Source organism: Aquitalea sp. ASV15 (assembly GCF_016429115.1).
In the GTDB taxonomy this organism is placed as follows: domain Bacteria; phylum Pseudomonadota; class Gammaproteobacteria; order Burkholderiales; family Chromobacteriaceae; genus Aquitalea; species Aquitalea magnusonii.
In genome coordinates this window covers 1-13,121 of record NZ_JAELTZ010000016.1, presented here as the reverse complement: position 1 = coordinate 13,121, position 13,121 = coordinate 1, and the positions used below count along the sequence as shown (strand labels likewise).

General features: G+C 63.1%; 11 protein-coding genes. 8 read left to right on the top strand and 3 right to left on the bottom strand.

Going from position 1 to position 13,121, the window contains the following annotated elements:
• Positions 1 to 70 precede the first annotated feature (70 nt).
• On the bottom strand, positions 71 to 466 hold the full coding sequence (locus tag JHD64_RS09125; protein WP_199053041.1) for a hypothetical protein: 396 nt from the start codon (positions 464 to 466) through the stop codon (positions 71 to 73).
• 193 nt (positions 467 to 659) lie between these two features.
• Positions 660 to 1,526, bottom strand: a complete 867-nt coding sequence (gene purU, locus JHD64_RS09120; protein ID WP_059285243.1) for a formyltetrahydrofolate deformylase — start codon at positions 1,524 to 1,526, stop codon at positions 660 to 662.
• A 227-nt stretch (positions 1,527 to 1,753) separates the two neighbouring features.
• On the opposite strand from purU, the gene JHD64_RS09115 reads away from it, so the two are divergent.
• The 6 genes from JHD64_RS09115 (at position 1,754) to JHD64_RS09090 (ending at position 9,125) form a co-directional block, all read left to right on the top strand.
• Positions 1,754 to 3,007 (top strand): sarcosine oxidase subunit beta family protein, encoded by a 1,254-nt coding sequence (locus JHD64_RS09115; RefSeq protein ID WP_199053040.1) that lies wholly within the window; start codon positions 1,754 to 1,756, stop codon positions 3,005 to 3,007.
• A gap of 10 nt (positions 3,008 to 3,017) precedes the next feature.
• Complete coding sequence (locus JHD64_RS09110) at positions 3,018 to 3,311, top strand: sarcosine oxidase subunit delta (protein ID WP_059285245.1); 294 nt, start codon at positions 3,018 to 3,020, stop codon at positions 3,309 to 3,311.
• The gene (locus JHD64_RS09105) at positions 3,308 to 6,325 is read left to right on the top strand and encodes a sarcosine oxidase subunit alpha family protein (protein ID WP_199053039.1); all 3,018 of its coding nucleotides are present in this window, start codon (positions 3,308 to 3,310) and stop codon (positions 6,323 to 6,325) included. The genes JHD64_RS09110 and JHD64_RS09105 overlap by 4 nt, the downstream gene beginning before the upstream one ends.
• Positions 6,326 to 6,344: 19 nt before the next feature.
• Positions 6,345 to 7,001 carry a sarcosine oxidase subunit gamma gene (locus tag JHD64_RS09100; RefSeq protein ID WP_199053038.1) on the top strand — a complete coding sequence of 219 codons (657 nt, stop codon included), beginning with the start codon at positions 6,345 to 6,347 and terminating at the stop codon, positions 6,999 to 7,001.
• Between the two features lie 112 nt (positions 7,002 to 7,113).
• Entirely contained in the window at positions 7,114 to 8,085 is a 972-nt protein-coding gene (locus JHD64_RS09095) for a dipeptidase (RefSeq protein ID WP_199053037.1), read from the top strand.
• Positions 8,086 to 8,279: 194 nt separating this feature from the next.
• Positions 8,280 to 9,125, top strand: a complete 846-nt coding sequence (locus tag JHD64_RS09090) for a glycine betaine ABC transporter substrate-binding protein (RefSeq protein WP_059285249.1) — start codon at positions 8,280 to 8,282, stop codon at positions 9,123 to 9,125.
• 34 nt (positions 9,126 to 9,159) lie between these two features.
• On the opposite strand, the gene JHD64_RS09085 is transcribed toward JHD64_RS09090, so the two are convergent.
• Complete coding sequence (locus JHD64_RS09085) at positions 9,160 to 10,092, bottom strand: alpha/beta hydrolase (protein ID WP_199053036.1); 933 nt, start codon at positions 10,090 to 10,092, stop codon at positions 9,160 to 9,162.
• Between the two features lie 611 nt (positions 10,093 to 10,703).
• Between JHD64_RS09085 and JHD64_RS09080 the strand changes: the two genes are divergently transcribed.
• Together JHD64_RS09080 and JHD64_RS09075 are read left to right on the top strand one after the other, a co-directional pair.
• Positions 10,704 to 11,237 carry a DUF5943 domain-containing protein gene (locus JHD64_RS09080; RefSeq protein ID WP_199053035.1) on the top strand — a complete coding sequence of 178 codons (534 nt, stop codon included), beginning with the start codon at positions 10,704 to 10,706 and terminating at the stop codon, positions 11,235 to 11,237.
• Positions 11,238 to 11,252: 15 nt separating this feature from the next.
• The coding region (locus tag JHD64_RS09075; protein WP_199053034.1) for an NADH:flavin oxidoreductase at positions 11,253 to 13,121 on the top strand (1,869 nt) is incomplete at its 3' end.

Here is a 13,121-nt window from a genome sequence, read left to right as displayed (position 1 = left end):
GTCTGCATTGGCATGTCCTGCCGCCGGGGGCGGTGGTGAATCATGCTGTTATTCCCTGTCGTGGGCACCCTCATCGCGATGCCTCCGGCTGCAGCAAGAAGGTTTTCCTGTGCTGGCCATCGCGCTCTTCCACTTCGGCATGCTGCATCAGGGCGGATGATTGCAGGATGGGGCCGGCTACGGCAAACAGCCGTTGAGGGTCGGGGCCGAACAGGTAGAAAAAGCCTTCGTTGCCATCCAGATGAAATTCGCTTTCGCCGAGTTCGCCTACCCGGGCATGCTGTAGCGCCCGTTGCAGCCGCTGTTCCAGCTGGTGAATGCGGGTACTGTCGGCGGGATAGAAATCAAACCTTACCGTGATGGCCAGTGGCGGGCTGAGCGGTGTTGCCGCATGGGCCATGCCACCCGTGTACAGGGCTGCAGCGAGCAGGGTGAGCCGGGCATATGTTTTCCAAATGGCTGCCATACAGGTCCGCTTGAGCAAGATGAAGGCGCGCAGCATCGCCGCTGTCGCCAGCGATGCTGCGCGCCGAAACGCCCAATTTAACACGATGTCATGACTGGTGCAGCCGCTGCGGCGCAGCGCCTTGTCGCATCGGGCCGGGAGCCGGCTGCTGGTGTCCGGGTCCTGGCTGTTGCAAGCCGCACCCGCAGCACTTCTAGCGCAGCACCACCGTGCGGTTGTCATTGAGGAACACCCGGCGTTCCAGGTGGTAGCGCACGGCGCGGGCCAGCGCCTGGCATTCCATGTCGCGGCCGGTGGCCTGCAGGTCTTCCGGGGTGCAGGCGTGGTCTACCCGGTCCACCACCTGTTCGATGATCGGGCCTTCGTCCAGGTCGTCGGTGATGTAATGCGCCGTGGCGCCGATCAGCTTGACCCCGCGCTCATGCGCCTGCCAGTAGGGGCGGGCACCCTTGAAGCCGGGCAGGAAGGAGTGGTGGATGTTGATGGCGCGGCCGGCCAGCAAGGCGCTGGTGGCGCTGGATAGCACCTGCATGTAGCGCGCCAGGATCACCAGCTCGGAGCCGGTTTCCTTGATCAGTGCCAGCACGGCGGCTTCCTGCTCGGCCTTGTTGGCCGGGCTGACCGGCAGGTGATGGAAGGGCAGGCCGTAGGCTTCGGCAATCGGGGCCAGGTCGCGGTGATTGGAAACAATGGCGGTCACGGTCATCTCCAGATCGCCCATTTTCTGCCGGTACAGCAGGTCGTTCAGGCAGTGGTCCAGCTTGGACACCATGATCAGTACCCGCGCCCGCTCGCGGCGGTCGTGCAGCTGCCAGCGCAAATCCTGATAGTGCTGGTTCATCTCGGCCATGCCGGCCGCCAGCCGTGACTGGTCGAAACTTTCCGCTTGCGGGTGGAAGACGCAGCGCACGAAAAAGCGCTGGCTGCTGGGGTCGTCGAATACCGCCAGCTCGTCGATATAACAGCCCTGCGACTCCAGCAGGGCAGAGAAGCGGGCAACCTGGCCGGAGGCGCTGTGGCAGGTAAAGCTCAAGACATAAGACGGGGTGGTGGCAATCATGGCTGGTCTTCCCTTGTAGTACAGGCGTGTTGCCTGCGGTGTGTGCGCTAACCCTAAGGCCTGTCTGGTCGCGGTGCTGGCTTGCAAACGCCGGATTTGCGTCGATTTCAGACATGTCGCGCGGTGTCGGCTGTGGGCAAGTGCTTGTCCTTTTCAGCCAAACGGGGCAGGGGCCAGGCCGGGAGAATGGGCCTTGTCCGAATACATCCACCCCGCTGGAGCCGCAGATGGCAAACCGATACTCCCTGTGGAGCCTGATCAAGAACGGGCTCAAGCATCATGAAAGCTGGCAGCCGGCCTGGAAAAGCCCGCAGCCGAAGAAACAGTACGACGTGATCATCGTCGGCGGTGGCGGCCACGGCCTGGCCACGGCCTACTACCTGGCCAAGGAACATGGCATCAAGAATGTGGCCGTGCTGGAGAAGGGCTATCTGGGCGGCGGCAATACCGCACGTAACACCACCATCATCCGTTCCAATTATCTGTGGGATGAGGCGGCGCACTTGTACGAACACGGCCTGAAGTTGTGGGAGGGCCTGTCGCAGGACCTCAACTTCAACGTGATGTTCAGCCAGCGCGGCGTGATGAACGTGGGCCACACCCTGCAGGACATGCGCGACATCGAACGCCGCGCCAATGCCAACCTGCTCAATGGCGTGGACGCGGTGGTGATGACCCCGCAGGAAATCAAGGACATGGTGCCGCTGATCGACATCAGCCACCGCACCCGCTACCCCATCATGGGCGCCAGCTTCCAGCCGCGTGGCGGCGTGGCACGGCACGATGCGGTGGCCTGGGGCTTTGCCCGTGGCGCGTCCGAACTGGGCGTGGACATCATCGAGCAGTGCGAAGTGACTGGCCTGATCATCGAAGGCGGCCGCATCAAGGGCGTGAATACCAGCCGTGGCGACATCATGGCCGACCGTGTGGGCTGTGTGGCGGCGGGTAATTCTTCGGTACTGGCCAAGATGGCCGGGCTGCGCCTGCCACTGGAAAGCCACCCCTTGCAGGCCTTTGTGTCCGAATCCATGAAGCCCTGTATCGACACCGTGGTGATGTCCAACGCAGTGCACGGCTATGTCAGCCAGTCCGACAAGGGCGAGCTGGTGATCGGTGCCGGTATCGACAGCTATCTGGGCTACGGGCAGCGCGGCAGCCCGCATGTGATCGAACACACCGCCGCCGCCATCATCGAGATGTTCCCGTCCTTCTCCCGCGTGCGCATGAACCGCCAGTGGGGCGGCATTGTGGATGTGTCGCCGGACGCCTGCCCCATCATCAGCAAAACCCGCATCAAGGGCCTGTATTTCAACTGTGGCTGGGGTACCGGCGGCTTCAAGGCCACGCCGGGCTCGGGCAATGTGTTTGCCCACACCATCGCCCATGACGATCCGCACCCGCTGAACCGCGCGTTCTCGCTGGACCGTTTTGCCACCGGACATCTGATCGACGAGCACGGCGCAGCGGCCGTGGCTCACTAGGGAGAGGCTTATGTTGGTGATTACCTGCCCGTACTGCCAAGAGGCAAGGGAAGAAGAAGAATTCAGCTACGCCGGCGAAGCCTATATCGCCCGCCCGGCGGTACCGGAAGAAGTGGACGACGCCACCTGGGGCGACTACGTGTTCCACCGCAAGAACCCGCGTGGCTGGCACTGGGAGCAATGGCAGCACGTGGCCGGCTGTCGCAAGGTGTTTGCGGTCAAGCGCCACACCGTCAGCTATGAAATTGCCGGCAGCTGGACGCTGGCCGACGGCAAGGCATTGTATGAGGAGGAACAAGCATGAGCGGCTATCGCATCCATCGCCCCGGCGAGCGCATCAATCGCCAGAAGCCGCTGAGCTTTGTCTTCGACAATGTGCAGTACAAAGCCTTTTCCGGCGACACCCTGGCCTCGGCCCTGCTGGCCAACGGCGTGCGTCTGATCGGCCGCAGTTTCAAGTATGGCCGGCCGCGCGGCATTGTCGGCTTTGGTGCCGAAGAACCCAATGCGCTGATCCAGCTGGAAACCGGCGCGCATACCGTGCCCGACCTCAAGGCCACGCAAGTGGAGCTGTATCAGGGCCTGCTGGCCGGCAGCACCACCGGCTACCCCTCGCTGGACTTCGACCTCAAGGGCCTGCTGGGCAAGTTTGGCCGCTTCATGCCGCCGGGCTTCTACTACAAGACCTTCATGGAGCCGGTGAAAGCCTGGCCCTTCTATGAAAAATTCATCCGCAAGGCCGCTGGTTATGGCCGTGCGCCGACCGAAGCCGACCCGGAAAGCTACGACCACCTGCATCACCATATCGATGTGCTGGTGGTGGGCGGCGGCGCTGCCGGCCTGTGGGCCGCCACGCTGGCCGGCCGTGCCGGGCTCAAAACCCTGCTGGTGGACGAGCAGGCGGAAATGGGCGGCTGGCTGCTGACCGAACGCCGCAGCCGCATCGACGGCCTGTCCGGCATGGACTGGGTAAACCAGCGCCTGGCCGAACTGGCCAGCCTGCCCAATGTCAGCGTGCTGCCGCGTACTACCGCCTTTGCCCTGCACGACCTCAACCTGGTACAGGCGGTGGAGCTGCTGCAAGACCACCTGCCGCTGACCGAGCGCAATGCCGCGCTGCCGCGCCAGCGTCTGCACAAGATTCGCGCTCATCAGGTGATTCTGGCCAGCGGTGCCATCGAACGCCCGCTGGTGTTCGGTTACAACGACGTACCGGGCGTAATGACTGCCGCCGCCGGTCACAGCTACCTCAACCGCTACGGCGTGGCGGTGGGCCGCGAAGTGCTGGTGCAAACCCAGAACGATGCCGCTTACGAAGCCGCGCTGGACCTGGCGCTGTCCGGCGTCAAGGTGACGCTGGCTGATGCCCGGCAGGGCGGGGCGGCGGCATGGCGTCAGCAAGCCCTGAAAAATGCCGGTGCCGAATTGCTGTTGGGCCACGGCATTGCCAAGGTGCTGGGCGACAAGAGCGTGACTGGTGCGCAGCTGGTGAAGCTGGATGGCCGCAACAATCAGGTGATTGGTTCCGGCCCGCGCCTGAGCGTGGATACCGTGCTGTCCTCCGGCGGCCTGACTTCCACCGTGCATCTGTTCTGCCACAATGGTGGCCGTCCGGTGTGGAATCAGCAGCAGCTGTCCTTTGTTTGCCCGGATGAAGGCCGCGAAAACATTGCCTGCGTCGGTGCCATCACCGGCCGCTGGGAATTGTCCGACGCGCTGAGCCAGACCCACGCTGCGGTGGCCGCCCTGTTGCTGGGCCATGGCCGTGGCAGCAGCGGCAAGGCGCCGACGGTGGCCAGCGAAGAAGTGGCCGCGCCGCGTGCCATCTTCCGTCTGCCGGACGGCAAGCCGGAAGGCCACGGGGCCAAGGCTTTTGTCGACTACCAGAACGATGTGGCCGCCGCCGACATCCACACGGCCATTCGCGAAAACTACCGCTCCATCGAACACGTCAAGCGCTACACCGCGCTGGGCTTTGGTACGGATCAGGGCAAGCTGTCCAATATCAACGGCTTTGCCATCGCCGCCGAAGCGCTGGGCAAACCCATTGCCGAGGTGGGCACCACCACCTACCGGCCGTCCTACACCCCGGTGACTTTTGGTGCGCTAGCTGGCCCGCACGTGGGTGAAACCTTCGATGCCCGCCGCTACACCGCCATGCATGCCAGCCATGATGCGCGCAAGGCCGAGTACGAAGTGGTGGGCCAGTGGCTGCGCCCCTGGTACTTCCCCAAGCCGGGTGAAGACCTGCACGCTGCGGTCAACCGCGAATGCCTGGCCACCCGTAACAGTGTGGGGGTGATGGATGCCTCCACCTTGGGCAAGATCGACGTCAAGGGCCCGGATGCGCGTGAATTCCTCAACCGCATCTACAGCAATGCCTGGAGCAAGCTGGACCCCGGCAAATGCCGCTACGGCCTGATGCTGGACGAAAACGGCATGGTGATGGACGACGGTGTGACCGCCTGCCTGGCAGACGACCACTTCCACATGACCACCACCACCGGCGGTGCTGCCCGTGTGTATAGCTGGCTGGAACGCTGGCACCAGACCGAATGGCCGGAGCTGAAAGTACGCTTCACCACCACCACCGACCACTGGGCCACCGTGGCCGTGGTGGGGCCGAACAGCCGCAAGGTGCTGCAAAAGCTGTGTACCGACATCGACTTCGACAAGGACGCCTTCAAGTTCATGGATGGCCGCAGCGGGACCGTGGCCGGGCTGCCGGCGCGGGTGTTCCGCATCAGCTTCTCCGGTGAACTGGCCTACGAAATCAATGTGGATGCCAACTATGGCCGCTACATGTGGGAAGAAGTGATGAAGGCGGGTGCCGAGTTCGACATCACCCCCTACGGCACCGAAACCATGCACGTATTGCGGGCCGAGAAGGGATTCATCATCGTCGGTCAGGACACTGACGGCTCAATGAGCCCGAACGATCTGGCCATGAGCTGGGCAGTGGGCATGAAGAAGCCGTTCAGCTTCCTCGGCAAGCGTTCGCTGCTGCGCTCGCACACCGCAGGTGAAGGCCGCAAACAGCTGGTGGGCCTGCTGCCGCTGGACCCGAAAGTGGTGCTGGCCGAAGGCGCGCAGATTCTCAGCAATACCGATGACACGGTGCCGGCTGCCATGCAGGGCCATGTCACCTCCAGTTATCACAGTGCCTTCCTTGGCCGCTCCATTGCCATGGCCGTGCTGAAGGATGGCAGCAAGCGTGAGGGCGACACGGTGTTCGTCTGGGCGCATGGCAAGAGTGTGCCGGCGCAGGTGGTGCCGTCAGTGTTCGTGGACAAGGAAGGGGTGCGTCAACATGCCTAAGCAAGGTTTCCAACCATTCATGGAGTCGCCGCTCCAACACTTCAAGCTGGATGCCGAGGCGCAACCGCGCCGTGCCGATGGCCGCATCTGGTGTAACGAGCTGCCGCATCTGGGCTATGCCGTGCTTCGTGGGGATACCGCTGAAGCCGGTTTTGCCCAGCTGGTGGAGCAGGTCACCGGCCTCGCCCTGCCGCTGAAAGCCGGGGCAGTCAGCCACGGCCCGCAAGGCGTGCTGATGTGGACCTCGCCGGATGAATGGCTGCTGGTGAGCCATCGCCAGCGTCTGGCTGACTGGACGGCGCAGCTGGATGCCGGTTTTGCCGCGCAACAGCTGTTTGCCCAGACGGTGGATTCCAGCGGCGGCCTGACCCTGGCCTGGCTGGGTGGGGCCGAACACATCACCGTGCTGCGTCATCTGGGGGTGTACGACTTCGAATCCATCCCGCTGGGCCACATGGTGAGCACCGTGCTGGGCAAGGCGACGGTGCAGGTGATCCGCCTGGATACCGACGGCGTGTTCGTGCTGTTCCGCCGCAGCTTTGCCGACTATGTGTGGCGTCTCTTGCGCCGTGCTGCCCAGCCCTACGGCTTTGCCGTGTGCCAGCTGGAAGCGCGTAGTGACCATCCGCTGTTTGCCCAGCTGGCTGCGCCCAGGCCTAGTCTGATTCTGGCTTGACCCCTCGCAGCAGTCATCCCGATGGATGGCTGCTGCACATTCTTTTACCGGCGGCGCGCCGGGCAGTCCGCCGCGGCCGCTGTTTCAACCATTGCTGTTGGGGAGTACGTGTATGACGACGCTACATCAGGACGCGCTGGTGATTGACGGGCTGATCATTGCCAAATGGAGCCGCGAGGTATTCGACGACATGCGCCGTGGCGGCCTGTCGGCGGCCAACTGTACCGTGTCGGTGTGGGAAGGCTTTCAGGACACCGTGGCCAATATCGCGGAGATGAAAAAGCAGATTCGCGACTACAGCGACATCCTCACCCTGGTGCGGACCACGGAAGACGTGCGCCGCGCCAAGGCCGAGGGCAAGACCGGCATCATCCTGGGTTTCCAGAACGCCCACGCCTTTGAAGACAATCTGGGTTATATCGAAGCCTTTGCCGACATGGGCGTGCGCGTGGTGCAGCTGTGCTACAACACGCAAAACCTGGTGGGCACCGGCTGCTACGAGCGCGATGGCGGCCTGTCCGGCTTTGGCCGCGAAGTGATCAACGAGATGAACCGCGTGGGCATCATGGTGGATCTGTCGCATGTGGGCGGCAACACCTCGCGCGAGGCCATTCTGGAATCCAAAAAGCCGGTGTGCTACTCGCACTGCCTGCCGTCCGGCCTGAAGGAACACCCGCGTAACAAGAGCGATGAAGAACTGCGCTTCATCGCCGACCATGGCGGCTTCATCGGTGTCACCATGTTCCCGCCCTTCCTCAAGCGCGGTATCGAAGCCACGGTGGACGACTATGTCGAAGCCATGGACTACATCATCAACCTGGTGGGTGAGGACTGCGTGGGCTACGGCACCGACTTCACCCAGGGCTATGACAAGGGCTTCTTTGACTGGATCACCCACGACAAGGGCCGTCATCGCCGCCTGACCAACTTTGGCACCATCCTGAATCCGGAAGGCATCCGCACCATTGGCGAAACACCCAATCTGACCGCTGCCATGGAAAAGGCCGGCTGGTCCGAGAGCAAGATCCGCAAGGTGCTGGGTGAAAACTGGCTTCGTGTCTTTGCAGATGTCTGGGGGCGTTAGTGTTTGAGCGGGGTCGCAAGGCCCCGCTTTTTTTCGCCCCACGGCCCTCCCTGGCCGCCCGGTATCAGCAAGCCATCACAAGAACCCTGCGCCGCAAGGCAGCGGGCATGCAGTCGCAACAACAGGTGCCTGCGATATGTGGCAGCCCTGTGCAGTTCATCCTTGATTCAACCTGTCTATCTGTGGAGAACGTAATGCTGAAACGACACTTTCTTGCCCTGTTGCTGGCTGGTCTGGCCCTGCCATTCTGTAGCCAGGCGGCTGACAAGCCCACCATCAAGATCGGCTATGTGGAAGGCTGGTCGGATAGTGTGGCCACCACCAATGTGGCGGCCAACATCATTCGCAACAAGCTGGGTTATCCGGTGGAAATGGTGCCGGTAGCCGCCGGCATCATGTGGCAGGGCGTGGCGCGTGGCGACCTGGATGCCACGCTGTCGGCCTGGCTGCCCACCACCCACGAGGCGTATTACAGCCAGTTCAAGGACAAGGTGGTGGACGTTGCCGTCAACTATCCGGGCGCCAGGATCGGCCTGATCGTGCCTGATTATGTGCCCGCCCATTCCATTGCCGACCTCAACGCCAACAAGGCCGCCTTCCAGGGGCGTATCGTCGGCATCGATGCCGGTGCCGGCGTGATGAAGAAAACCGAAGAAGCCATCAAGAAATACCAGCTGGACTACACCCTGCTGCCCAGCTCCGGTACCGGCATGGCGGCCGAACTGGCCCGCTCCATCAACAGCAAGAAGGCCATTGCCGTCACCGGCTGGATTCCGCACTGGATGTTTGCCAAGTGGAAGCTGCGTTTCCTGGATGATCCGCAGAAAGTCTATGGCGAGGCCGAGCATGTCGACAGCGTGGTCCATCCCGGCCTTAGCACCAAGGCACCGGAAGTGGTGGCCTTCCTGAAGAAATTCCGCTGGAAGCCGGAAGAAATCGGCAAGGTGATGCTGGATGTGGAAAACGGTGCCAAACCGGCGGCCGCCGCCGATGGCTGGGTCAAGGCCAATCCGGCCAAGGTAAACGAGTGGACGCATTGACGCGTATTGATGGCAGGCGGCCGGCCACTGCCGGCTAGCCACTGTCGAAATTGCTCAGCAAACGGCTGCCAGGCCGAGTGGCTTGTTCGCCGGCCTGGTGCTGCCGTGCGGCGGCTTGCGCTGGCGCACGGGACAGCGCGGCATGCTGTTCCAGCCAGTTGGCCAGCAAGGGCCAGATTTCGTTTTTGGCATTCTTGGAGAGCAAGAGCCGGTCGTGGCTGTAATCTTCCAGAAAGCCATGTGCGCGGTCGCACAGCACAAAGCGTTTATCGTGGCTGGCAAAGCTTTGCAGCAAGTGCCGGCATCCGTCAGGCGGCGAGATGAAACAATCGCCACCACCGGCCAGGGCCAGTACCGGCAGGCTTTGCTGGCCCAGTGCCGCCAGGTAGTCGAAACCATCCGCGCTGCGTATTGCACCGCGTAGATTCCAGCGACACCACTGCCGCAACAGCAGGCTGCTTTCCGCCTCGCTGGCCACCGTGGCCCAGCGCGGTGAAATCTGCTGCCGCAAGGGCAGCAGCATGGACATCAGCCTGATCTGCCATTGCGGCCACCAGGGCCGGCCGGTGCTGCTGGCCTGTGCCGCCAGCAATAACAATCCTGCCAGCCGGCTGCAGTCGGCTCCCTGGCGCGCCAGCCACAGGCTGGCGATCAGCCCTCCGCCGGAATGTCCCAACCAGAATGGCCGTTGCGGGGCGCATTCTTCCTCTACTGCCCGCAGGATGGCGACCACGTCCTGCCCGGCAATGGTTTCAAAATTATAGGGATGGCGTGGCATGGCGCTGCTGCCGTGGCCGCGCCAGTCAAACAGCCAGCATTGCCAGCCAAGCGCCGCCAGATGGCGGGCCAGCGGGGTACAGCTGCGCTGATTGGAAAAGGTGCCGTGCGACAGGATGAGGGGAGGGCAATCACGGTCGCCTATCCGGCTGATGAACAAGCGGGTGCCGTCGTCGGTAATGGTATGCATGGGCTGGACCAGGTGTAGGGGTGCAAGGAGCCGGCAAGGCCGGGCTGGTTCATGACCGTTGAATATGCCCGGATTGCTGGCCGGCTTGGACTGGCCGAATTTGCTGGCGTTGGCCCCAGTCACCCGCTTATTGCGCAGAACTGTGGCGATACAGACTCAGGGCACTGGCCAGACTGGCCAGGGTGGCGGCACCGTTATGCAGTGCCAGCAGCATGGTTGGGCCGGTGGTGGGATGGTGGCCGCGGTGGCGGCAATGACATAGCGCAAGCGTGTTGTCGGGCCCATGGCGGGCGCTTGCTGCAGGGGAAAGGTAAAAGTGGCGGCATGGCCGAGCGGGCTGGTGCCGCGGCCTGTGCAAGCTGCTTGGCAACATTCAGCTTTTGTCCGGATGCCGGCAAGCCGTGTCCGGCGCTGTTTGGCGGTTTCCTGTTCTTTGTTAGAGCAATAGCGCTTGCCACGGCCAAGGCTGACGGTCGTGGCTTGTCCGGGAGCGACCGGCTGGTCGGTATGGGGCAAATACCTGTCGCAAGCGCTGAATCGCCGCTGCATGCCCTCCGGCACCATGCAAGGCAATGGCGGACAGACTCGCCCATCTTGCTCAGGAGAGTGGCATGCAACCTCAACTTCCCATCGACGTCGATGCCGACACCGGCGTCTGGACCACCAACGGCCTGCCCATGCTGTATGTGCCGCGCCATTTCTTCATCAACAACCATCTGGCCATCGAGGCGGCACTGGGCCGCCGGGTGTATGCCGATTCGCTGTACGAAGCCGGTTATCGCTCCGCCCATTTCTGGTGCGGCAGCGAGGCGCAAACCCACGGACTGACCGGCATGGCGGTGTTCGAACACTATCTGTCCCGCCTGTCGCAGCGTGGCTGGGGTCAGTTCAGCTTTATCGAGGCCGATGAAACCACCGGCAATGCCAGCATCCGCCTGGACAACTCCTGTTTCGTGCTGGCGCAGGGCGTGGCCGGTGCACCGCAGAGCGAACACATGGCCTGCTACCTGTTTGCCGGCTGGTTTGCCGGTGCCATGGACTGGGTGGGCGAAAACCTGGGCCATGACTACCGCACCGTCAGCCGCGAAAGCCAGTGTGCCGGCCTGGGGGCCGACTACTGCATTTTCACCGTTCATCCCTTGTAAGCCGGGAGTCGCCCCATGCGCTATCCGCACCTGTTTGCGCCCATTACCCTTAACAAGCTCACGCTGCGCAACCGCGTGGTGAGCACCGCGCATGCCGAGGTGTATGCCGAGCCGGGCGGCCTGCCCGGCGACCGTTACATCCGCTATTACGAAGAAAAGGCCAAGGGCGGCCTGGGCCTGGCCATTTGTGGCGGTTCCAGCCCGGTGTCCATCGACAGCCCGCAAAGCTGGTGGAAATCGGTGAACCTGGCCACCGACGCCATCATCGACCCGCTGGCGCGGCTGGCCGAGGCCATGCATCGCCACGGCGCCAAGATCATGATCCAGGCCACCCACATGGGCCGCCGCTCCAGTTATTACGGCGAGCACTGGCCGCATCTGGTCAGCCCGTCCGGCATTCGCGAACCGGTACACCGTGGCAATGCCAAGGTGATCGAGCAGCATGAAATCCGCCGCATCATTGCCGACTTTGCCCAGGCTGCGCGCCGGGTAAAGGCCGCCGGCATGGACGGCATCGAGATTTCAGCTGCCCACCAGCACCTGATCGACCAGTTCTGGAGCCCGCGCACCAACTTCCGCACCGACGAATGGGGTGGCAGCTTTGAAAACCGCCTGCGTTTTGGCGTGGAAGTGCTCAATGCGGTGCGGGCGGAAGTAGGCCCGGACTTTTGTGTTGGCCTGCGCATGTGCGGCGATGAATTCCACGAAGACGGCCTCAGCCACGATATGTTGAAAGACATTGCCGCCGCCATGTCGGAAACCGGGCTGATCGACTACCTGTCGGTAGTGGGGTCCGGGGCCGACACCCACAACACCCTGGCCAACTGCATGCCGCCGATGGCCTTGCCGCCGGAGCCCTTTGTGCATCTGGCTGCCGGCATCAAGTCGGTGTCCAAGGTGCCGGTGATGCACGCGCAAAGCATTCGCGACCCGGTGCAGGCCGAGCGCATTCTGGCCAGCGGCATGGTGGATATGGTGGGCATGACCCGCGCCCATATTGCCGACCCGCATCTGGTGATCAAGATCCGCGATGGCAAGGAAGACCAGATCCGCCAGTGCGTGGGCGCCAACTACTGCATCGACCGCCAGTATCACGGCCAGGACGTACTGTGCATCCAGAATGCCGCCACCAGCCGCGAAGCCACCATGCCACACGACATTGCCAAGGCCGACAAGCTGCGCAAGGTGGTGGTGGTGGGGGCCGGCCCGGCCGGGCTGGAAGCCGCCCGCGTGGCACGCGAACGTGGCCATGAAGTGGTGCTGTTCGAGAAACAGCCGCAGGTAGGCGGGCAGATCGTACTCGCCGCCAAGGCCCCGCAGCGCGAACAGATGGCCGGCATCGTGCGCTGGCTGGACATGGAAACCCAGCGTCTGGGGGTGGATCGCCGTCTGGGCGTGGCCGCCGACAAGGCGATGATTCTGGCGGAAAAGCCGGACATCGTGGTGCTGGCCACCGGCGGTATTCCCTATACCAGCCAGGTGCCGGACTGGGGCGTGGATGAAGGCATTGCCGTCAGCAGCTGGGACATCCTGTCCGGCAAGGTGGAACCGGGCAAGAACGTGCTGGTGTATGACGCGGTGAGCACCCAGGCCGGTTTTGGCGTGGCCGACTTCCTGTCCAGCCGTGGCAGCACGGTGGAAATCGTCACCCCGGACGTGAAAGTGGGCGACGACACCGGCGGCACCACTTTCCCCATTTTCTACCGCCGCCTGTACGCGCAGGGCATCATCCCCACCCCCAATTTCTGGCTGGACAAGGTGTATGCCGAGGGCGACAAGAAAATCGCCGTGCTGCGCAACGAATACACCGAGGCGCTGGAAGAACGGGCGGTGGATCAGGTGGTGATCGAAAACGGCATCCTGCCCAATGACAGCCTGTACTGG